This window comes from Sporosarcina sp. Marseille-Q4943, assembly GCF_943736995.1.
Taxonomy (GTDB): domain Bacteria; phylum Bacillota; class Bacilli; order Bacillales_A; family Planococcaceae; genus Sporosarcina.
The window spans coordinates 603,224-623,496 of sequence record NZ_OX031157.1 but is presented as its reverse complement, the minus strand read 5'-3'; the positions used below and the strand labels follow the sequence as shown (position 1 = coordinate 623,496).

Here is a 20,273-nt window from a genome sequence, read left to right as displayed (position 1 = left end):
ATATGGGATGCAGTGCTCTCAATTATTTAGTTCATCTCAGAGGAGGAAATATATTTATGGGTAACAACCAACCAAAAAAATATCGTAATTTCATGATCGGTGCAGCTTCAGCAGCATTAGTAGCAACAGCAGTAGCACCAGTGGCTAGCGCAGCACAATTTACTGATGTGAAAGAAGACAGCACACACGCACCAGCTATCAATGCATTAGTAGAGGCTGGAGTTATCAACGGCTATACTGACGGTACATTCCAACCGAATAAAACATTGACTCGCTCTGACGTTGTCAAAATGATGGGTAAATGGCTTGTATCACTAGGCTATGAAGTGCCAACAGATTACAAGACTAACCCACGTTTCAAAGATCACACGTCTAAAACAAACGACGAACTTCTTAAATACGCTGCACTAGTAAAAGACAATGGCGTATTTAACGGTTATCCAGATGGCACACTCGGTGCAGGATACGATATCACACGTGAAAACATGGCAATCGTTCTTGTAAGAGCATACGACGCTATCCATAAAACAGACCTAGTAACTCTAGTAAAAGAAACAGAATTCGACAAAGATGTAACTGACCTTGCAAAAGCAAAAGCAGAAGCTCGTCCGTACATCGACGTACTAGACTACTTCGACATCACGAACCCAGTTGCACCGCAATTCAACCCTAAAAACACAACAACACGCGGTCAATTCGCTTCATTCCTCTACAAAACTTCTATCGTTGAGCTAGAAGCAGAAGTAGACACTGAAGCACCAAAACTAGTTTACGATGGCGAAAAAACGCTTAACGTAGAATACGGTGCAGAATTCACAGCTCCAAAAGTAACTGCAACTGACAACGTTGACGAAGAAATCGAAGTCACTTCAGTTATCACAAACGAAGCTGGTGAAAGACTAACTGCTATCGACACTAAAGTACCTGGTACTTACAAAGTGACTTACAGCGCGGTTGACGCAGCAGGAAACAACGCTGAGGAACTTGTAGTTACGGTTGTAGTTGCTGAGCCAGCTAACCTTGAAGTTGCATCCGTTGAAGGAATTAACGCTACACAAGTTGAAGTCAAATTCAACCTTCCAGTTGATAAAGCAACATTGTTTGCAGATGGTAAAAGCGGAGAGTTTAAAGCTAATGTTGTATCACTAACATCACTTGACAATGTACAGCCGGGAGATCTTGCGGGTGAGTTGTCGAATGATGGAAAAACACTTACGATCACAGCGGCAAACGTACTTTCGAAACGTTACGATGTTGTTATTGACGGCTTGAAATCATACAACGGAAAAGACATCGTAAAGTATGAGAAAATGGTTACAATCGCAGCTGATGAAAAGGCTCCAACAATCACTGGTACAGAACAAATTTCTGCCAACAAAGTAAAAATTAACTTCTCGGAACCAGTTAAAGCTTATTCTGGTGCTACATTAAAATATGCTGACGGTACAACTGTAACTGGAGCTTCTGTAACTGTGGATGCTGGTGCTACATCAGTAATTGTTGACCTATCTAGTGATTCAGTAGAAGTTAACAAACAAATCACTATTACATTTATCGGTCTTCAAGACCAAGCTGGTAACCTTCTAACTCCAAACCCAGCTACTGTAACAGTCGTGAAGCAACAAGTTGATGGTATTAAACCAACAGTTTCTAATGTAACTCAAACTGGTGCTAAAACGTTTAATGTTAAGTTCACTAAAGATGTAGTATTACCAACAACTCAAGGTGTTATTGATGTTAATAACTTAACAGTATCTGGCTACGATGTGTCTAAAATTGAAAAAGTATCTGACAGCGAGTATAAAGTTACTGTTACTACTAATCTAGATGGATTACAAAATGTAACGGTAAATGCTGGTTATAAAGACTTGGCTGGTCAAACTGGTGAAGCTATAACTAAGGTAGTAACGTTCGTTAAAGATGCTGCCGCTCCGAAAGCAACTTCTGTAAAGGTAGTAAATGTTGATGGCGTTGAATACCTAGAATTAAATTTCGATAAAGATGTAACAGAAGGTGATATTACAGTAAGTGGTTCATATACTAAAGATTATGTAACTACTCCTGTTGGTAGCAAAACTGTAGCTGCTACTTATGCTTCAACTTCTAACAAGAAAGTAGTACGTACTCCACTTAACGGGTTTGCTTCAGTGGAAGGAGGCGTTTATACTTTAGATGTAGTTTCTTCTACAGTAAACAGCCTTTCAGGTATTGCTTTTGATAAAACTTCTACATCATTCACTCGTGGTAAAGATGTAGCATCTAACAAAACTAAATTAGCTGCTCCAGTTATTACACAATCTAGTAATGATACAGTAACAGTTACATTTACTGGTCAAGTAGATGGTGCTTCAGCAACTGATGTCGCTAACTATAAAGTTGACGGTGCTGAAGTTGAATCAGCAACATTAGGTACATTTGATGCTGAAGCTAATAAGCAAGTAGTTACATTAAAACTTAAAGCTGACTCAAATAAATTTACAGGAACACGTAATATTTCAGTACAAAATGTTAAAGCATTAGGGTCTTCTGTAACAATGGATAAATATATTGAAAACACAGTTTCATTGACTGAAAATGTTCGTCCAACAGTTACAAAAGCAGTACTTACAGCAAATAATGAAATTACATTAACATTCTCTGAAAATGTTTATGATGCAACAAATGAAGCTGCTGCTGACTTCGAACTATATATCGGAGAAAATAAAGTAACTGCAACAACTTTAGCAACTGAAAATGTAGCAAAAGACGGTGCTAAAAATACATTGAAATTAACAGTAAGTGGTACTGCTTTAACAGCTGCTGACATTGCAAAAGGGTTAACAGTTAAAGCAGCAAGTACTATCGATGTTAAAGATGAAAAAGACAATGCATTAAACTTTACGTCTGTTACAGTATCTCAATAATAATTTATTGTTTGATGCAAGGGCACACAATCTAATAACATTGGTTATACATGGAAAGGCTCTGTGGAGAAAAATCTCTGCAGAGCTTTTCTATTTCTGACAATAATAATTGTAACCTGTATACTATCCATAAAAGCGAAAGGACTGATCCCCATAAAAATAGGTCTAATCGGTAAAGGAAATTTAGGTACATATCTCCTTAAAAAGATAAACAAAGTACAAGTCCTACCAAACACTAAAATCACGTCAATCTTAGACGAGCGAGAGAAAGCTAGAGTTGAATTGCCTTCATTGGCTGCAGAATATGGATGCGAAGCATTCCGTGACATCAATTCATTCTTGCAATCTGACATCGATATTGTAGTCGAATGCTCAAACATTGATGTTGCCAAATCGTATGCACTCAAAACCATCGAAAAGAAGAATCTAATGATTATCAGTATAGGTGCGTTCGCCGATCCATCCTTTGTTGAACGTATAGAAAGGGCGGCACAAGAAAGCGGACGCCGAATCTACTTACCGTCCGGTGCAATAGGCGGATTGGATGCCCTGAAGGCGGCCAAGTTGGCTGGCGGACTTGATTCTGTCACACTGACGACCAGAAAACCCGCCCATTCTCTAACCACAGACCAAATTTCTGCGGAGCAAACATTGTTCGAAGGCTCAGCCCGTGACGCGATTGAACAATTCCCTAAAAATGCGAATGTCGCAATCGTGTTATCGTTAGCTGGTATTGGCGTAGAGAAGACGCGTGTACGTATCATTGCCGATCCGAATGTTACGCAAAACATTCATCATATCGAAGCAAGCGGCTCTTTTGGCGAATTTGATATGACAATAAAAAACAATCCGTCTCCGGATAATCCGAAGACGAGTCATATAACGGGAGCCAGCATATTGGCGGCGCTTGCGAACATCAACAATGCAGTAGTAGTAGGTTCATAGAAACCTATTACTCCTGCACTCTTTCTTTTGCCGGGTTGCAATCAGGGTCGGGCGTACCTGCCGACTCTGCGAGTTTCATTAAATAGTAGCATTCCTCGCGTGCCATATGATCGGCCATCAGTGGGGTGAAAACTCCTAACGTCTCTTTTTTTAATCCCATTTCCTCAAGTTCACCCAAGAACGTTTTGAAAATCATCATCTCCAAGTAAACGTCGTTATGGAACTTATCCAGGGCGGGAAATCTCGACACGTTCGTCCGCAAAAATCCGGCCAGCTCAACCGCCTTCAAGTAGAATGCTTCCCAATCTTTTACGAATTTCCTACTTTTCTTCTTCAGCTGTTTTTCCACGCGGTCCAAGTTCGCGTCAATTGCTCCGGCGTGGCCTGCCGCATCAAGCAGCCATAACAGATCATGGTGAAGCGGATGAACCGGGGGAGGCGATTCGCCCTTTTCCAAGTAGGAAAGGATGCGGATCGCTTCTTCAACTTCATTAACCATATGATTAACGAATGGGGGTGGCAATGAAATTTTGATGTTGCCGACCAATTGCTCTTTAAGAATGGCGAGTTTCAATTCCCGGCTTGCTTCACTCTCCGTTTTAGAAAGACTGGCCAATGACAGCAATTCGGTTTGATTCAGCGATTGTTTCGATCGGTCCAATAGTTTATCGAACCGATCAATGAAAGCTGTGGCAGTGTCAATCCAAGCAGTCTGCCCAGGAGCAAGTGAATCGTGAATGAAGCGGCTATGATCGCCTAATATTTGCAGCCAAAAACGCAGCTCTTTATAAGCTTCTTCTTGGAATGAATTATCCAAAACATCACCTCCTGCTATACTACTTACCATTCTATGTACGAAAAAATAATCTAGAATGTTTTGATTACGAGGTTCCACTTCATTGTAGACTATGGTTAAATAGTAGTAGGTTAAAATATTCTGAACAATAAAGATAAGTCAGTTCTCGGTATGGAGGGGGAGAAATGGTGAGACAGGTGGTTGAGCAAGTAACGGACGATCATGTTGTGAAGGCGCTTGAAAAGAACCTTGCAATCATCAGGTATGGTTTGGATCATAAAATTGCATATGTGAATGAAATATTTGCGAACGCAATGGGGTACACGAAAGATGAACTGATCGGCGTCCGCCATGAAGATCTTTGTTTCAAAGAATATGTGAGAAGCGTCAAATACGACAAGTTTTGGCGGGAGCTGCTTCGGGGCATTAGCCAACATGGGAAAATTGAAATGAAGGATAAGAATGGCGAGAAAGTTTGGCTCGAGGCAACGTATATGCCGGTATTCAGTCACGATGGCAGAAAGGTGATCAGCATTTCCAAGGTCGCTTCGAACATTACGAAACGGCAAGCTTCCATCACTTCGGTTGTCGAAGAATTGAGTCGGATGTCAGAAGGGTTGACCGAGCGTGCGGATATCGGGATTGAACGGAGCAAGGAATTATTGGCAATCATCGAAGATATCGCGGCAATCTCACATGACAATACGAAAACACTCGGGAATTTGCAGCTGCACGCAGAAAGCATTCAACATATCGTGAAGACGATAAGGGAAATTGCGGCTCAAACGAATTTGCTAGCTTTGAATGCGGCGATTGAAGCAGCGCGGGCAGGAGAACATGGGAGAGGCTTTGACGTCGTCGCGAAAGAGGTCCGCAAATTATCGGCAAACGTGGAAAAGTCGATCGTGGAGGTCCGCGAAGGGGTCGAAGCGATTACGACGGAAATAAAAAACATTTCCAAAGGGACGACGTTGGCACAGGAAAACGTTGATCGTTGTCAGAAACGGATCGAAGTGGCAATGGAAGATTTCCTTGCGATTGCTTCATCCGCATCCGAATTGGACAATCAATCGAAGAAAGTGTCGAGTATCATATGAAAAAAGAGGCTGTCCAGAAAGTAAAATTTCTGTGACAGCCCCTCAATATTTGATAACAATGTCCAAAGCAGGTCATTCCGCGTTCAAAGTGAGTCATCGTGCGTCCAATGTTTACCATTCTACGTCCACAGCGAATCCTTTCGCGCCCAAAGCAGGCCGTTCCACGTCCAAAGCTAGCCTTCGCGCGTACAAAGCAATCCACTTCGAACACTACTTAAAGATTCCCGGCACCAAAAGTATCTCCTTCTTCAAGATTTCCAGCCTCAAATCCTCGATAAAACCATTTCTTCCTCTGTTCTGAAGTTCCGTGCGTGAAGCTATCTGGTACGACATAGCCGCGCGCCCTTTTCTGGATCGTATCGTCCCCGACAGCGCTCGCTGCATTCAGTGCTTCCTCCAAGTCACCTTTCTCCAGGACGCCCATTCCTTGCGCATGGTGAGCCCATACGCCTGCAAGATAGTCCGCCTGCAATTCCAGTTTTACGGAGTATTTATTATACTCTTCCTCGCTCACTTGGCTGCGTATTCTCGCCATATCGTCGGTGATGCCCAATAGCTTTTGGACATGGTGGCCGACTTCGTGAGCAATGACGTAGGCCATCGCAAAGTCACCGGGCGCATTGAACTGCGTCTGCAATTCATTGTAAAAGCTCAAATCGATATATAATTTCTCGTCTGCTGGACAATAAAAGGGACCGACAGCTGAACCTGCCATCCCGCAAGCCGATTGGACACTTCCTGAATAGAGTACGAGGGTCGGTTCGCGATACTCCATTCCTTCCTTCTCGAAGACCTCTGTCCACACATCTTCCGTATCCGCTAAAACGACGGAGACGAATTCGGCAAGCTCCTTATCCTGTTCCGTTTCTACATATTCTGTACTTGAAGGGGAGGTCGTCAAATTGTTTAAGATATCTCCCGGATCACCTCCGAGAAACATGACGATGAGCAGCATGACGATGCCGCCGATACCACCGCCAACGAGGGTTTTACCTCCCATCCCTCTTCGGTCTTCCACATTTCTACTGCCTCTTCTACCTTTCCATTCCATTAAAATATCCTCCTTGAAAACATCATTGCATATATTACTGATTTACTTATGCTTTACCCTGTTTCTTTGATTTATAGGCAAACATAGAAAAAGATATCGAAATCCTTTCGGAATCCGATATCTATGCGTTATTTGGAGAACATGATTTCTTTGCTGTCATATCCTTTGAATTTAACTTCCAACCTTATCATTTTATATTCTTTGAATCCAAATGCCTCCGCGGCGTTTTTGATCAATTCGGTCTCTTCCGCTTCCGGGTCAGGTTGCATCTTTTCGAACGCTTCCGTTATTTTTTTTAGCGCCTTTTTGCCATGTAGAGCGACATCTTCTTTCTTATTCTTATATTCCGCTTCAGATCTTTCCTTTTTTTCAGTAAAACTTGCTTTCAGCGCCTCTGGCTTTTCATTTGTATCAATCGTCACGGTAAATGAGGTGATGCCATATGTATCGACGACATTGCTCGCTTCGGTTTTCGGAACAAGATTTTGGTTGCTGCACCCACTCATGATAATGAAACAGCATGCCAAAATGAAAGAAATCCATTTCTTCATATCCGATCATTCATCCTTTCGCTTCCACTATTTCTAACATAACCGGCAATTTGGTCAGATATACTATGGTAGGATGGATTGTACACATTATTACAGCATAGAGATAGTAAGGGAGTGAGAAGCTTGCAGAAAGAAAAAACGATGTCATTGAAAGATTGGATTATTACGCTAATTCTAGTATGTTTGCCGATTGTCGGCCTCGTCATGCTTATCATTTGGGCGACCGATAAGGAGGACCCGCGGAATATATTTGCAAAAGCATACTTAATTGTAGCAGGTGGTATATTTGCCCTCATTTTATTAATGTATATATTTATTTTCCTCTTTATTTTATTTATTGGTATTTTGGCTTCGTGAATACGGAGCTTTTTTCATTTTCAGTCCAGTTTTGAATAAAATGTGTCAATCCGAAAAGGAAATATGTGAATATCCAATGAAAAATCCAGAAACCTTTAAATTCTGCCGGATGAAATGATATGATAGAAGGGATGAAACTTTACAGAAATACCTCTGAGGAGCGTATATAGATATGACAAAAGAAATTGAAATTACTTATACTGAAAATAGCACAATCATAGATGAGAAAAGTTCAGGCACTATCATTGCGGATATAAAATCGCTTTTTAAAGGTCCTGTTCTGCTTGCTAATGCATTGCCTGTTTTTGTCGGCTTTTGGCTTGCCCTTCATTTCACTGGGGGATCCTTGCTTGCGAACGGCAAATTATTTTGGCTGACAATCATCGGAAGCACCATTTTGATGGGTGGAGCACTTGTCCTGAACAACTGGTATGACGTTGATATTGACACGGTGATGAAAAGGACTCAAAAACGTCCGACCGTAACTGGAAATATCTCGTTGAAGACCGTGTTGGGAATCGGTATATCACTGTCGGCGATAGGGATGATCATGCTGCTGTTCACAACGCTAGAAGCAGCAATCTACGGATTTGTCGGGTGGTTCACATATGTCATTATGTATACGATGTGGACGAAGCGTAAATACACGTTGAATACGGTTATTGGAAGTATTTCGGGAGCCGTCACGCCGATGATCGGGTGGGCCGCTATTGCGCCATCATGGCATATCGTTCCGATCTTGCTATTCATTATTTTGTTCATCTGGCAAATGCCTCATACGTTTGCAATCGCGATGCGTAAGTACGATGAATACAAAGCTGCCAACGTAGCGATGTTGCCGGTCGTCCGTGGATTTAAAATGACGAAGCGTCAAATGTTTGTCTACATTGCATGCCTTCTCCCATTGCCGTTTTACTTAGGATCATTGGGAATGGTATTCATCGTGCTTGCTACGATTTTGAATGTCGGGTTCCTGATTGTCTCCATCCGTGGCTTTTTCACGAAAGACGATGATCGATGGGCATATGTGATGTTCATCTACTCTGTCAATTATATTGCGATTTTATTCTTATTGATGGTAGCTGTGACGCTGCCGATTTTCTAAAAACTGCTCCGTTCGTCGAAAGTTGACGACGGAGCGTTTTTTTGTGCGTGGATGATTGAAGTTTCACTATTGGGCTTCAATTAAAAATATTCAGTTGTGAATGAAAACGTTTTCGTATATAATCTATTAAAGTATCAATCAATTCTGTAAATTGAGAGAAACATAAGGGGGAGTCAAAATGGAGAAATCGGTTAAACGTTTTCTGGTAGGGATTGCATTATTGTGCACATCCATTTTTCTGATTGGATGCGGAGCGAGTTCTACAAAAACGAGCGGTTCAGGCGGGGATGATACAAATGGGAAACGGAAATTAGTCGTCGGAACGGATGCGACATATGCACCGATGGAGTATATGGACGAAAAAGGGAATATTGTTGGGATCGATATCGATATTGTGAATGCTATTGCGGAGGCTGCCGGTTTCGAAGTGGAATATAAGAACTATGGGTGGGAGCCATTATTCCCGGCAGTTGATAACGGAGAAGTCGATTTTGCGGTTTCTTCCATTACAATCACTCCGGAAAGGGAGCAATCATACGATTTCTCCGATCCATATTTCGTGGCGAATCAATTGATTCTCGTGCCGGAAGATTCGGATGTCGATTCATTCGATGATTTGGCGGATAAGCGGGTTTCGGTTCAAATCAATACGACAGGGCATATTGTCGTTGCGGATCTATTAGGAAAGACAAGTTCAAAAATCGTTGCAGCTGAAACAATGCCGCTTGCCATCACTGAAATGATCAATGGAAATGCGGATGCTTCTGTTGGTGATAATGCCGTCATCATTGATTACAAGGCAAATAATCCGAACGTGAAAGTGAAAACGGTCGAAGACGACAGCTTTGAAAAAGAATATTATGGATTGATGGTGAAAAAGGGAAATCAGGAAGTGCTCGATTTGTTAAACGAAGGAATCAAAAAGATTAAGGAAAATGGAAAGTTGAAGGAAATCACCGGCTTTGATGTGGAGTGATCTTTTTAAGCAACACCTATACACATCTTGGAGGTGATAATTTTGGAGTTTTTAGGTTTACGACTTGAAATGTTCGAAAACATATGGAGTTACCGTGAACTGTTCATCCGGGGGATTTGGGTGACCCTCGGGTTGACAGCGGTGGGATATATTGGAGGATTCGTTTTAGGCTTGATTGTCGGGATGGGAAAGTTGTCAAAACGGAAATGGATCCACTACCCTGCAAAATTCTATGTAGACTTTTTCCGGGGAACTCCATTATTGGTGCAAATTCTATTGATTCATACCGCATTAATTCCTAGTATGTTTGGGCATTCACTAGGATATTTTGTTTCCGGTGCATTGGCACTTATGCTTAACAGTGCCGCTTATAACGCAGAAATTATCCGTGCAGGAATCCAATCGCTTGATAAGGGGCAGATGGAAGCCGCGCGATCTCTTGGGATGCCGCATAAAATCGCCATGAAATTGATTATCCTCCCACAAGCATTCAGGCGGATGATTCCACCGCTCGGTAATGAATTGATCGCGTTGCTTAAGGATTCATCACTCGTCACTGTCATTGCTGCGAGCGATTTGCTTTACGCTGGAAAAGTAGTCGCTGGCGCTTATTCGAGATTCTGGGAGCCGTATTTAACGGTCGCCGTCCTTTATCTCATTTTGACATTTATCTGCGGGAAGCTCATCAATTATATCGAAAAAAGGTTTAGTAATAGCTATGTCCCTTCCTCAAGAAAAACTATTTTTTCTATGAGACGCTCGGAACCGGGAGTGAGATTGTGATGATAAAAGTAAGAGATTTGCACAAGTCGTTCGGACAATTGGAAGTGCTGAGAGGCATTGACTATGACATCAAGGAGAAGGAAGTCATCTGTGTCATCGGTCCAAGTGGATCGGGGAAAAGCACATTTTTGAGATGTATCAATCTTCTTGAGGAAATTACTGCGGGCGAAGTGTTCATAGATGGCGTGAAAATCAACGACCCGAAAACGGATATCAATAGTATCCGGAGGGAAGTCGGAATGGTCTTTCAACAATTCAACTTGTTTCCTCATATGCGTGTCATTGACAATATTACAATATCACCTATCAAAATCCGGAAAATGAATCAACAGGATGCGGAAGAGTTGGCGCGGCAGCTTCTTGAAAAGGTCGGGCTGTCCGATAAGGCAAACGCTTATCCTGAACAATTATCCGGTGGACAAATGCAACGGGTTGCCATCGCGAGAGCGCTTGCGATGAAGCCGAAAGTCATGCTATTCGATGAGCCGACGTCAGCACTCGATCCGGAAATGGTGAAGGAAGTGCTGGACGTAATGAAACAGCTGGCCATTGAAGGAATGACGATGGTCGTCGTCACCCATGAAATGGGGTTCGCGAAGGAAATGGGAGATCGGGTGTTGTTTCTGGACCAAGGCTTACTTGTCGAAGAAGGAACTCCTGATGAAATCTTTTTGAATCCGAAACATGAAAGAACGAAGGCTTTTTTCAGTAAGATTCTATAATCCGAAAGCGCCTATGACTGTTATCAGTCATAGGCGCCTTTTTCAATTGCATACAATTGAGAAGAACAATCGGGAAGAGGGGGAGAGGAAATATATTATCCTATTATGCACCAACAAGTGAAACGGGCGTCCAGGAAGATCATCGTCATCGGAAACGGAGAAATTGCGGTTGAACCGAATATCGCGACGGTGCAATTGGAAGTCGTCACGATGGATGAACAACTGAGCGTTGCACAGCAGGAAAATGCCGTAACGATGAATAACGTCATCCAATCGCTATTGCGCTTAGGTATTCCACAGGAAAATATTAAAACGGTATCGTATACCATATCGCCGAGATATGATTACATCGATGGACAACAAGTTTTTAGAGGATATGAAGTTAGCAATGCTATTTCGGTAAAGATTACAGATATTCAACAAGTTGGACGCGTTATTGATACAGCTGTGGAAAATGGGGCGAATCGGGTTTCGAATATACAATTTACTGTGGAGGACGCCGAGCGTTATAGGCAGGAAGCGATTGTTCAAGCTTTGCGGAATGCTCAAATGAAAGCCCGGACAATTGCTACTGAATTGCAAGTGCAAGTCGAGCCACACCCAGTGAAAATACTTGAGGAAGAACTAGGAGGACAACCGGTTCCGTTACAATCATTTGCGAGAACAGATCAAGTGACAACTCCAATAGAAGGTGGACAGATCGTCATCGCTGCAAAGTTACGAGTTCAATTTCAATATTGAAAGGGAAAGCCGGATCCAGAAAAGGATTTCCGGCTTTTCTTTCAAATTTGCAGGTATTTTCAAACATTTTGTTGAATGTACTAATAAGTATGGAAATTGAGGGGGAATAGCAAATGGAATACGCTGTGGAACGGGTAGAAGACTTGCGTTCATTGGATATTACAAAACTGGTAAAGGAAAGTGAAGAAGAGGGCTATCGTTTCGTCACCCGCCTCGTAAATGAGTTTGAGGATGGCACCAATACATTTAATAAGCCCGGAGAAGTATTGTACTGTGTCAAAAATAATGAAGGTTCCGTAGTGGCAATTGGCGGCATCAATCAATCCCCATTTTCAGAAGAAGCAGATGTGGGACGTCTACGAAGATTTTACGTGCTGGATGAAGTCCGCCGGGAAGGGGTCGGTACGTTATTGCTACAATCGATCATTGAACAAGCGAAACATCATTTCAATGAAATTACCGTTCGGACGGATTCGGCGAAGGCGGATGCTTTTTATCGCGCGGGCGGTTTTTCATTCGACGATTCTGCTTCTGAAACGACACATATACTACGGTTCAGTTGAGGGGAAATCGATTTGAATAAGTATTGATATACGGCAATAGAGAAGGACGGCTCCTCGTGTTCATTCACGGGGGAAATACATAAGGGTTAAAGGGGAAGAGTGAGTTGCGAAAGTGGAAAGTGCTGCATTCTGAATATTATTTTACATCTCCATTCGGCAATTTAAGAAGAGATACATGTCGAATGTCTGATGGAACAATTATCGAAGATTATTATGTGAATGAGTATGCGGATTGGGTGAACGCAATCGTATTGACAGAGGGTGATGAAATCGTTCTTGTAGAGCAATATCGTCATCCTGGAAAAGGTTTTTATCTTGAAATACCTGCGGGGAAAGTGGAAGATGGCGAATCGAATGAGGATGCAATTCGACGTGAAGTCCGGGAAGAGACTGGCTATGTCTCGGAGCAGGAGCTGATTCTTCTAGGGGAGTTCATGGTCAATCCCGCCACCCAGACGAATAAGGTAATTACTTTTTTAATGACCGATGCAAAACGTACACATGAACAAGCTTTGGATGAGAAAGAAGTTCTGGAAGTAAGACGTTTTCCTTTTGTAGACATAGGAGAAATGATTCGGAACAAGGAAATTACTCAGTTGTTTACAATCACGGCTTACCATTTAGCTAAAGAATTCATTAAAAATGGAAAAGATATAGATTGAAAAGGAAATATAACCACGCACTCGTCATTGGCGGTACAGGCATGCTTGCGGGATTATCGATGTTCTTGGCGAAGGAAGGATATTCTGTTTCCGTCATAGGAAGGACAGCTGCGAAGTTTGAACGATTAATAGACGTTTGTCCCCCTAACACAATTTTTCCGCTCCAAGTTGATTACTATTCAGAAGCGCTCTTTTCAGAAGTTAAGGAAGTAATTTCAGAACGGGGTCCGTTTGATTTAATTGTAAGCTGGACACCGAATTACCGTGCACTTGAACGAATTTGTGAAATGAATGAGCAAGCAACATCATTCCGCCTCATTCATGTAAAAGGAAGTCGGCGGTATTTTGAAGATGAGGAAATTAAAATATCATCCAATTGTATATATGAAAAAGTGTTCCTTGGATTTGTAATAGAGGAAGGAACTTCAAGATGGCTAAAGCATGAGGAAATTGCTGGTGGAGTTATCCAACAAATTGTCGAAAAAACGAATGATAGGATAATTGGTCAACTCCATCCATACAGTGAGAGGCCGAGCTAGGGGGATTTATTATGTTAAAGCGCAAATTCGGCAGTAGGTATGATTGGAAACGGATTGTGGAGAGAGGATATGTAGAAAAATATATTTCAACATCACAATTTGAAGGGTATATCACTTTGCTTCAAATCCACAATGTGACCGAGCCGCTTTATAAAAATTATAGAGGTCGGTCAGTTTGCATTGCTGACAAAGGCTACAGCTGGCTTCAGCATTTTCCCGATGGAAAGCAATTTTCGGTGACGACGATGTTTGATTCAACTGGCCAAATTGTCCAATGGTATATCGATATTTGCAGGAAGAATGGCTATTGTTCGACGAATGGTCCATGGATGGATGATTTATTTTTGGATCTGATCGTGCTGCCAAGTGGCGAAATAATAGAGAAAGATATTGACGAATTAGGAGCTGCGCTCGACAGTCAAATAATAACTTATGATGAATTTGAGCTTGCATGGACGGAGTTTGATCGAATTAAAACGATGGTAGCCGAAAACAGCTTTGAACTACTTGAAATGACTCATGAGCATCTATTACTAGTAAGGGGGGATTAGAAGGGTGACAATCATGGATAATCTATCAAAAGCTATCGTGCTACGTAGCGAAGGAAAACTCACAGAATCGAATGAAATTCTACAGGCATTGGCAAAGGATGATCCGAGAAGTGCCGAAATCAACTACCAATGTGCATGTAGCTTTGACGTTTTAGGAAAGGAAGCGGAAGCCGTCCCTTATTATGAAAAAGCGCTTCAATTGGGATTGAATGACGAAGATGCCTTAGGTGCAATTATTGGACTCGGAAGTACATACCGAACATTGGGTAAATATAAAAAGTCAAAGACTGTCTTTGAAAGTGGGTTAGTGCGTTTTCCCGAAAACAATGCATTGAAGACTTTCTATGCCATGACTTTATATAACGTTGGGGAACATGTAGAGGCGATGGAGATTCTTCTCGCATGCCTTGTCCAAACTACTAACGATCCGGATATTAAATCTTATGAGAGAGCAATTAGTTTCTATTCAGACAAACTGGACAAGACATGGTAGTTGTGTAGAAAAAGAACAAAAGGAATGATTAATATGAAAGAGAGATTTCATGTTACTGAAATAGAAAGAGAGAAAGTGTTAAAAAGTTATTTTAGAAAAGGATTAGATGGTCCGCTTGATACGTTTCCAAGCAAAGACAAAAGAAAGTATATCATTGCCCAAGAAATAATTCGGCGATTCGAAGTTGGTAAAGTGTATTTGGAAAAGGAGATAAATGCGATTCTTAAAGAGATTTATCCAGACTTTGCAACCATTCGACGCTTCTTTATCGACTCTGGGTTCATGCATCGTACCGATGATGGGAAGGAGTATTGGATTGATGGTTAATCATGCTAGAGGAGCATATTCATGAGATTCACCATAAATAACTCTTTATTTACGAAGATTGTTTCCGAACTCCATAAATTATGTTCGAATAAAACTCTGCTCCCGATCCTGTCTGGAATAAAAATAGAAGCAAACAAAGACGGCGCTGTTTTAACTGGCGGAAATTCAGAAGTGTTTATTGAAAAGAAAATCCCTTTGCAGATAAATGGAGAAACAGTCGTTGAAGTGCATGAAGCTGGAAGCGTTGTTGTATTGTCAAAGCATTTTATGAATCTCCTAAAAAAACTGCCTGATGACATTGAGATCTCATCTGACAATATGCAGTCAGTACTCATTAGGTCTGGTGATATTATAACGAGACTGAATGGCTTAGCTGCAGTCGAGTATCCAAAACTGCCGGAGATCAAAATACTTTATTCTGTTGAGGCTGATTTTTCCTCGTTAAGAGAAGTGGTCAAACAGACGATATTTGCTGTCTCTAAAAGTGAAGCGAAGCCGGTGCTAACAGGTGTGAAGATGGAGTTTGAAAAGAATAAGCTTATTTGTACTGCAACTGACTCTCATCGCCTGTCGCGTAGCGAGATACGAATCACTAACAGTGAAGGGTCTCATTCATTCGTTGTTCCAAGTAAAAGCTTAATGGAACTATTACATTTGAAAGAATCCGGCTTTGCTACAGTACATATTTCGATAGCGAAGAATATGATTGTGTTTTCAACAGGAAACACGATCTTGTATTCTGTATTAATTGAAGGGAACTATCCGAACACCAAATCATTAATTCCGACCGGCATTGTGACGAAGATGACGTTGAACACAAAGGCGTTGATAGCAGGGATTGACCGGGCTTGCGTCTTTTCTGAGGAATGGAAGCATAACAATGTGCACTTGTCGATGATTGAGACTAATGTTTTGAAAATAGCAACACTCTCAACAGGAATCGGAATGATCGAAGAAAAACAAAGATTAAGCAGGGTAGAAGGGATCCCAGCTATTGATATGACCTTCGACGGTAGATTTTTACTTGAAGCGTTAAAAGAGATACAGGAAGAACAGGTGACAATCAGTTTTTGTGGATTGATGAAACCGGCTGTCATTGAGCCGGAAGGTAATTCGTCGTACGTGCAGTTGATTTCACCATTGCGAACATAACCTAAGGGGGCTTTGAAATGGGGTATATAGAAGATCTACGAAAAATTGTTGGACATCGGCCACTAATATTTGTCGGTTCGGTCGTAGTCATTGTTGATGAACAGGGAAGACTATTGCTGCAACAGCGGAGATTTCCCGAAGGTGCTTGGGGAATTCCTGGCGGATTAATGGAATTAGGGGAATCGACGGAGGATGTGGCGAGACGTGAGCTATTCGAGGAGACTCAGCTGCTAGTGGATGAATTGAAATTGATCAATGTTTATTCCGGCCCAGAACATTTCGTTCGAGCCGCAAATGGGGATGAATTCTTTGTAGTGACAACCGCTTATTATGCGGAAAATACAAAAGGGGACTTAGTGGTCGATCAGGGTGAATCCATTCAATTTAACTATTTTCATCCTCATGAGTTGCCTGAGAATATCGTGAAAAGTCATAGGGAGATATTGGACGAATTTCTTTTAAAACATTATTCATTTTTGAGTACCGTTAACTAGTTGTCAAGAAAAGGAGATGTTTATATGAAGCAGTGGACGAAGGAAATTGTGATTGATGCGCCGATTGAGCATGTTTGGAAGTACCTTGACGGCTCATTGGAAAACATGCAAAAGATTATGCCGCAAGTCGTCTCGAATGAACCCGTCACCCTTACAGAAGAAAAGGTTGGAAGTATTTATTTACAAAAGTATAAAGAAGGCAAGCGAGTCATGGAGTATGAGGTTGAAACACTCGACTATTTAGATGCTCCAAGCGAAAAAAAGATGAAAGTCGGCTTTACGCTTGGTGGAATGTTTGAGATAACGGCTGGATATGACCTTGTAAAGGTTGATGATGATAAAACTAGATTTATATATACAACAACTAACAGACCGTTGAAATGGTTCGTAAAGTTATTTTTACTGTTTGCAAATGATAAAGTTGTTGTCGATTTTGTTCAGCGAGTAAAAAGGGTTGCGGAAGAAGAGGGGAGACAACAATGAATCAAGCTGCAAAGGACTATTGGAATCAATTTTGGGGTGAGAAAGAACGACCTGGATTAGTCAGTGCATGGATGTTTGGAGAAGCAGCGGATGAGTTAGCTCAATCGGTGATTGAAGGGAGGAAGACCGCGACTTGTTCAGCGCATGTACTTTATGAAATGGAGAATGAACCTATTCCAACCGTGGATGAGTACAGCATCATCCTCAATAGTCATGAAGAGCCGGTTGCAATTATTAAAACGGTGGATATTTCCGTTATACCAATGAATGAAGTGACGGAAGAGTTTGCTTTGGCGGAAGGTGATGGGTCTTATCGGAATTGGAAGGAGATTCATGAACGCTACTTCAAACGGGAACTCGGCAAAGTTGGATTAGAGTTCACCGAAGATATGTTGCTAGTCTGTGAACGCTTTGAGTTAGTTGATGTGAAACATAAAGTCGAGCGAGTGAACCCTAAATTACTTAGGGTTGGCACTATGTATATTCCTGTATTCAATGTTGAACGGGCAGCCTCTTGGTACGTTGATAAGTTAGATGCACAATTGACTTATCAGGATCAAGACAAGGCGATATTGAATTTGGCCGATCAAAGTTTCTTTTTGGTGCATGCAAAAGAAAATGAGACTGCTAACTTCTCAGATGTGTACGGGAATGAGCGCTTTTCCCTCACTTTTGAAGTCGATGGGGAAGAGGCTTTAAAAATGCTTCATGAAGAATTAATGGAGCGGGATGTGAAGGTAGGAGAGATTGAAAAAAGAGGACATGCAGGTATCAATTTTGTATTCTCGGATGTAGACGGAAATCGATTTGATGTGTGGAGCGAGTTAAGTCCTGCATTTAAAAGAGATTGATAGAAGTTAGGAGTATCGTATGGGACATGTAAGTGAATTGAGAAACCTAATTGGTTCACGGCCAATTATCTTGGTTGGTGCGAATGTAATTGTAGTTGATTCAGAGAATCGAATCCTTTTACAACTTCGGACGGATAATAACTGCTGGGGGTTACCCGGGGGTTCAATGGATTTCGGAGAATCCTTGGAAGATGTGGCAAAGCGGGAGCTCTATGAGGAAACGAATCTAATTGCAAACGAATTATTATTTTTCAACGTCTATTCTGGAAAGGAACTTTATTATCGATATCCACATGGTGATAAAGTGTATAACGTTGTAGCTACATTCGTTTGCCGGTGTTTCCAAGGGGAATTGAAATGTGATGAAAATGAAGGTGTGAAGCTGAATTTCTTTCATTGCAAAGACCTTCCTGAGAATTTAAGTAATCCAGATAAACCAATGATAAGGGACTTTGTTCGAAAATTGAACACTGAAATTCCCATACAAGGTGGAGGGGGATGGAAATGAAGATAATCCGTTTGGACGAACTAGAGGGGAAAAACATCACACAGTATGATTCAAGAATGATCATGAGAAAAATCCTGATGACTGAAAAGCCATCACATGTCGGGATAATGGATTTACCCAAAAATGGATTAGTTGGATATCACGAAGCATCGGTCCCTCAAATGGTGATCATTCTTGAAGGCGAAGGCTGGGTCCGGACAGGTAATGAAGAAAAGGTGAAGGTCTCGGCAGGGGATGTCGTCTTATGGGGAAAAGGGGAAGGCCATGAAACGACAACGGAAAATGGAATGAAAGCAATTATCATTGAATCTGAAGGATTGGATATTGGCTCGTTTTAGTCGATAATGGGGGATGAGAGAATGGAATGTTTCATTTGCAAAAAACATCGGGGAGAATTACAAACGGATGGCATCACAATCTATGAAGATGAGTTTGTATACGTTGGCCATATTGACAATAATGGACAACCCGGTTATCTAGGACATCTGATGATTGACCTAAAAAGACATGCGCCAACACTTGGAGATATGAATGAGGAAGAAGCGAAGGCGTTTGGAAGTATAATAGCACGAGTGAGCAAGGCACTCATGGTGACTGAAGGGGCGGAGCATATTTACTCTATCGTATCTGGAAATTCTGTCCCTCACTTGCATATGCATATTGTTCCGCGCTATCCGGGTACCCCCGAACAATTTTGGGGACCAATGGCAGTCCGTGAATGGTTCGAAGCACCAATTGGAGGGAATCGCGAGATAATCAAGTTATGTGAACGTATCCGCTCGTACTTGGTGGGAGCCGATGCATAATAGGTTTTCCTGGGTGGGAAGTGAAAAGGATTTTATTGACGAGAAAGATGTTCAATTGGTTGAGCGCTTGGTGGTTGGTCGGTTTGGTGGAAATTCCTCCGCCGGTCAATATAAAAATGAGGATGGCTGCGTTGTTTGGGTAGGAGCTGATTGGGAATTTGCAACGATTTTAGACGCGCATTATAGTGCCGAAAGTGCTGAACTGATCATTCGGACATTAGAAGAGTTCGAACATGAACTTATAAGATTGATATTGTTGCCGGGATTTCACCATGTGAAAGAAAAGCTTCTATCCATCTTCCAAAGTGCCGAATTTCTTGATCAATGCAAGAGGGTCAAAGGAGAGACGGCTTGTCTGATCTGTATCCGTAAAGAAAACTATCTATGGTGGTTCTCTGTCGGAGATTGCGTAGTGTACGTTTTTCATCCTGATTTAATTGGGCTGAATCAATTCCAGTTGAATCAGAGGCAGTTCTATGAGTGGATTGGCAATGTAAATACGTTTGGAAAAGCCATCCCATGCTTCTCTTCAGGAGTTCGGGAATTACGGGAAGGGGTCAATCGCATCTTTATTACGACGGATGGCTTACTTGAATGTCCGGGTGAACCCTTTTCGAATTCAATGGAGCTAGTAAATATATTGGATGCCGGCCAACTTAAAACTGCCTTCTCTTTAATTCAGAATAAAATTGAAGAGTGCAATGTAAGAGACAGTACGACCATGATTGGCTGGACGGTGAAAATATCGAAACAAGGCAGCATTCCAAGCGACCTTGTTGAAGTTAAGTGAACTAATTGATCAAAGCCTAATTCCTTC

The 20,273-nt window shown here is 41.7% G+C and carries 26 protein-coding genes and 1 pseudogene; 24 read left to right on the top strand and 3 right to left on the bottom strand.

Annotation, left to right across the window (positions count from 1 at the left end; all coding sequences use genetic code 11):
- The first annotated feature begins 56 nt into the window (after positions 1-56).
- Entirely contained in the window at positions 57-2,903 is a 2,847-nt protein-coding gene (locus NIT04_RS11970; RefSeq protein ID WP_252503828.1) for an S-layer homology domain-containing protein, read from the top strand.
- Positions 2,904-2,999: 96 nt separating this feature from the next.
- Positions 3,000-3,848: an aspartate dehydrogenase gene (gene nadX, locus NIT04_RS11965; RefSeq protein WP_371922582.1), complete on the top strand. Its 849-nt coding sequence runs from the start codon at positions 3,000-3,002 to the stop codon at positions 3,846-3,848.
- Between the two features lie 7 nt (positions 3,849-3,855).
- On the opposite strand, the gene NIT04_RS11960 is transcribed toward nadX, so the two are convergent.
- Positions 3,856-4,665 (bottom strand): DUF2935 domain-containing protein, encoded by an 810-nt coding sequence (locus tag NIT04_RS11960; protein ID WP_252503827.1) that lies wholly within the window; start codon positions 4,663-4,665, stop codon positions 3,856-3,858.
- A 164-nt stretch (positions 4,666-4,829) separates the two neighbouring features.
- Between NIT04_RS11960 and NIT04_RS11955 the strand changes: the two genes are divergently transcribed.
- Entirely contained in the window at positions 4,830-5,741 is a 912-nt protein-coding gene (locus NIT04_RS11955) for a methyl-accepting chemotaxis protein (protein ID WP_252503826.1), read from the top strand.
- Positions 5,742-5,955: 214 nt separating this feature from the next.
- Here the strand turns inward: NIT04_RS11955 and NIT04_RS11950 are convergent, their stop codons facing one another.
- Positions 5,956-6,792 (bottom strand): neutral zinc metallopeptidase, encoded by an 837-nt coding sequence (locus NIT04_RS11950; protein ID WP_252503825.1) that lies wholly within the window; start codon positions 6,790-6,792, stop codon positions 5,956-5,958.
- Between the two features lie 128 nt (positions 6,793-6,920).
- Positions 6,921-7,343 carry a YusW family protein gene (locus NIT04_RS11945; protein WP_252503824.1) on the bottom strand — a complete coding sequence of 141 codons (423 nt, stop codon included), beginning with the start codon at positions 7,341-7,343 and terminating at the stop codon, positions 6,921-6,923.
- 123 nt (positions 7,344-7,466) lie between these two features.
- On the opposite strand from NIT04_RS11945, the gene NIT04_RS11940 reads away from it, so the two are divergent.
- The 21 genes and pseudogenes from NIT04_RS11940 to NIT04_RS11840 all read left to right on the top strand — a co-directional run bounded on the left by NIT04_RS11940 (position 7,467) and on the right by NIT04_RS11840 (position 20,246).
- Positions 7,467-7,700, top strand: coding sequence for a hypothetical protein (locus NIT04_RS11940; RefSeq protein WP_252503823.1), 234 nt, complete (start codon positions 7,467-7,469; stop codon positions 7,698-7,700).
- 172 nt (positions 7,701-7,872) lie between these two features.
- A complete protein-coding gene (gene cyoE / locus NIT04_RS11935; protein ID WP_252503822.1) occupies positions 7,873-8,805 on the top strand; it encodes a heme o synthase in 933 nt (310 codons plus the stop codon).
- A 178-nt stretch (positions 8,806-8,983) separates the two neighbouring features.
- The gene (locus tag NIT04_RS11930; protein WP_252503821.1) at positions 8,984-9,781 is read left to right on the top strand and encodes a basic amino acid ABC transporter substrate-binding protein; all 798 of its coding nucleotides are present in this window, start codon (positions 8,984-8,986) and stop codon (positions 9,779-9,781) included.
- 69 nt (positions 9,782-9,850) lie between these two features.
- Positions 9,851-10,564, top strand: a complete 714-nt coding sequence (locus NIT04_RS11925) for an amino acid ABC transporter permease (protein ID WP_371922581.1) — start codon at positions 9,851-9,853, stop codon at positions 10,562-10,564.
- Positions 10,564-11,286 (top strand): amino acid ABC transporter ATP-binding protein, encoded by a 723-nt coding sequence (locus tag NIT04_RS11920; RefSeq protein ID WP_252503819.1) that lies wholly within the window; start codon positions 10,564-10,566, stop codon positions 11,284-11,286. Before NIT04_RS11925 ends, NIT04_RS11920 begins: the two co-directional genes overlap by 1 nt.
- Positions 11,287-11,391: 105 nt before the next feature.
- Positions 11,392-12,027, top strand: a complete 636-nt coding sequence (locus NIT04_RS11915; RefSeq protein ID WP_252503818.1) for an SIMPL domain-containing protein — start codon at positions 11,392-11,394, stop codon at positions 12,025-12,027.
- A 113-nt stretch (positions 12,028-12,140) separates the two neighbouring features.
- Positions 12,141-12,590: a GNAT family N-acetyltransferase gene (locus tag NIT04_RS11910; RefSeq protein WP_252503817.1), complete on the top strand. Its 450-nt coding sequence runs from the start codon at positions 12,141-12,143 to the stop codon at positions 12,588-12,590.
- Positions 12,591-12,694: 104 nt separating this feature from the next.
- Positions 12,695-13,252, top strand: a complete 558-nt coding sequence (locus tag NIT04_RS11905; RefSeq protein WP_252503816.1) for an NUDIX hydrolase — start codon at positions 12,695-12,697, stop codon at positions 13,250-13,252.
- Positions 13,249-13,791, top strand: a complete 543-nt coding sequence (locus NIT04_RS11900; RefSeq protein ID WP_252503815.1) for a short-chain dehydrogenase — start codon at positions 13,249-13,251, stop codon at positions 13,789-13,791. Before NIT04_RS11905 ends, NIT04_RS11900 begins: the two co-directional genes overlap by 4 nt.
- An 11-nt stretch (positions 13,792-13,802) precedes the next feature.
- Positions 13,803-14,342, top strand: coding sequence for a DUF402 domain-containing protein (locus NIT04_RS11895; RefSeq protein ID WP_252503814.1), 540 nt, complete (start codon positions 13,803-13,805; stop codon positions 14,340-14,342).
- A 13-nt stretch (positions 14,343-14,355) separates the two neighbouring features.
- Entirely contained in the window at positions 14,356-14,835 is a 480-nt protein-coding gene (locus NIT04_RS11890; protein WP_252505092.1) for a tetratricopeptide repeat protein, read from the top strand.
- Between the two features lie 33 nt (positions 14,836-14,868).
- Positions 14,869-15,162, top strand: a complete 294-nt coding sequence (locus NIT04_RS11885) for a DUF2087 domain-containing protein (RefSeq protein WP_252503813.1) — start codon at positions 14,869-14,871, stop codon at positions 15,160-15,162.
- Positions 15,163-15,183: 21 nt separating this feature from the next.
- Positions 15,184-16,314, top strand: a complete 1,131-nt coding sequence (gene dnaN / locus NIT04_RS11880; protein ID WP_252503812.1) for a DNA polymerase III subunit beta — start codon at positions 15,184-15,186, stop codon at positions 16,312-16,314.
- A gap of 17 nt (positions 16,315-16,331) precedes the next feature.
- Complete coding sequence (locus NIT04_RS11875) at positions 16,332-16,808, top strand: NUDIX hydrolase (protein WP_252503811.1); 477 nt, start codon at positions 16,332-16,334, stop codon at positions 16,806-16,808.
- Positions 16,809-16,832: 24 nt separating this feature from the next.
- Complete coding sequence (locus NIT04_RS11870; protein ID WP_252503810.1) at positions 16,833-17,291, top strand: SRPBCC family protein; 459 nt, start codon at positions 16,833-16,835, stop codon at positions 17,289-17,291.
- Positions 17,288-17,734, top strand: a pseudogene (locus tag NIT04_RS11865) (ASCH domain-containing protein); the annotation flags it as partial. The gene NIT04_RS11870 and the pseudogene NIT04_RS11865, both read left to right, overlap by 4 nt.
- A gap of 3 nt (positions 17,735-17,737) precedes the next feature.
- On the top strand, positions 17,738-18,142 hold the full coding sequence (locus tag NIT04_RS11860) for a VOC family protein (RefSeq protein ID WP_252505091.1): 405 nt from the start codon (positions 17,738-17,740) through the stop codon (positions 18,140-18,142).
- A gap of 19 nt (positions 18,143-18,161) precedes the next feature.
- Positions 18,162-18,650, top strand: a complete 489-nt coding sequence (locus tag NIT04_RS11855) for an NUDIX hydrolase (protein ID WP_252503809.1) — start codon at positions 18,162-18,164, stop codon at positions 18,648-18,650.
- Positions 18,647-18,988, top strand: coding sequence for a cupin domain-containing protein (locus tag NIT04_RS11850; protein ID WP_252503808.1), 342 nt, complete (start codon positions 18,647-18,649; stop codon positions 18,986-18,988). Before NIT04_RS11855 ends, NIT04_RS11850 begins: the two co-directional genes overlap by 4 nt.
- A 21-nt stretch (positions 18,989-19,009) precedes the next feature.
- Complete coding sequence (locus NIT04_RS11845; protein WP_252503807.1) at positions 19,010-19,456, top strand: HIT family protein; 447 nt, start codon at positions 19,010-19,012, stop codon at positions 19,454-19,456.
- Positions 19,457-19,469: 13 nt separating this feature from the next.
- Complete coding sequence (locus NIT04_RS11840) at positions 19,470-20,246, top strand: protein phosphatase 2C domain-containing protein (RefSeq protein ID WP_252503806.1); 777 nt, start codon at positions 19,470-19,472, stop codon at positions 20,244-20,246.
- The last annotated feature ends 27 nt before the right edge of the window (positions 20,247-20,273 follow it).

Coding starts and splice junctions, on each gene's coding strand:
- NIT04_RS11855 (WP_252503809.1), top strand. CDS start 18,162: ATGGGACATGTAAGTGAATTGAGAAACCTAATTGGTTCACGGCCAATT.
- NIT04_RS11950 (WP_252503825.1), bottom strand. CDS start 6,792: ATGGAATGGAAAGGTAGAAGAGGCAGTAGAAATGTGGAAGACCGAAGA.
- NIT04_RS11850 (WP_252503808.1), top strand. CDS start 18,647: ATGAAGATAATCCGTTTGGACGAACTAGAGGGGAAAAACATCACACAG.
- cyoE (WP_252503822.1), top strand. CDS start 7,873: ATGACAAAAGAAATTGAAATTACTTATACTGAAAATAGCACAATCATA.
- NIT04_RS11875 (WP_252503811.1), top strand. CDS start 16,332: ATGGGGTATATAGAAGATCTACGAAAAATTGTTGGACATCGGCCACTA.
- NIT04_RS11885 (WP_252503813.1), top strand. CDS start 14,869: ATGAAAGAGAGATTTCATGTTACTGAAATAGAAAGAGAGAAAGTGTTA.
- NIT04_RS11920 (WP_252503819.1), top strand. CDS start 10,564: ATGATAAAAGTAAGAGATTTGCACAAGTCGTTCGGACAATTGGAAGTG.
- NIT04_RS11915 (WP_252503818.1), top strand. CDS start 11,392: ATGCACCAACAAGTGAAACGGGCGTCCAGGAAGATCATCGTCATCGGA.
- NIT04_RS11845 (WP_252503807.1), top strand. CDS start 19,010: ATGGAATGTTTCATTTGCAAAAAACATCGGGGAGAATTACAAACGGAT.
- NIT04_RS11970 (WP_252503828.1), top strand. CDS start 57: ATGGGTAACAACCAACCAAAAAAATATCGTAATTTCATGATCGGTGCA.
- NIT04_RS11870 (WP_252503810.1), top strand. CDS start 16,833: ATGAAGCAGTGGACGAAGGAAATTGTGATTGATGCGCCGATTGAGCAT.
- NIT04_RS11955 (WP_252503826.1), top strand. CDS start 4,830: ATGGTGAGACAGGTGGTTGAGCAAGTAACGGACGATCATGTTGTGAAG.
- NIT04_RS11945 (WP_252503824.1), bottom strand. CDS start 7,343: ATGAAGAAATGGATTTCTTTCATTTTGGCATGCTGTTTCATTATCATG.
- dnaN (WP_252503812.1), top strand. CDS start 15,184: ATGAGATTCACCATAAATAACTCTTTATTTACGAAGATTGTTTCCGAA.
- NIT04_RS11895 (WP_252503814.1), top strand. CDS start 13,803: ATGTTAAAGCGCAAATTCGGCAGTAGGTATGATTGGAAACGGATTGTG.
- NIT04_RS11930 (WP_252503821.1), top strand. CDS start 8,984: ATGGAGAAATCGGTTAAACGTTTTCTGGTAGGGATTGCATTATTGTGC.
- NIT04_RS11925 (WP_371922581.1), top strand. CDS start 9,851: ATGTTCGAAAACATATGGAGTTACCGTGAACTGTTCATCCGGGGGATT.
- NIT04_RS11910 (WP_252503817.1), top strand. CDS start 12,141: ATGGAATACGCTGTGGAACGGGTAGAAGACTTGCGTTCATTGGATATT.
- NIT04_RS11890 (WP_252505092.1), top strand. CDS start 14,356: ATGGATAATCTATCAAAAGCTATCGTGCTACGTAGCGAAGGAAAACTC.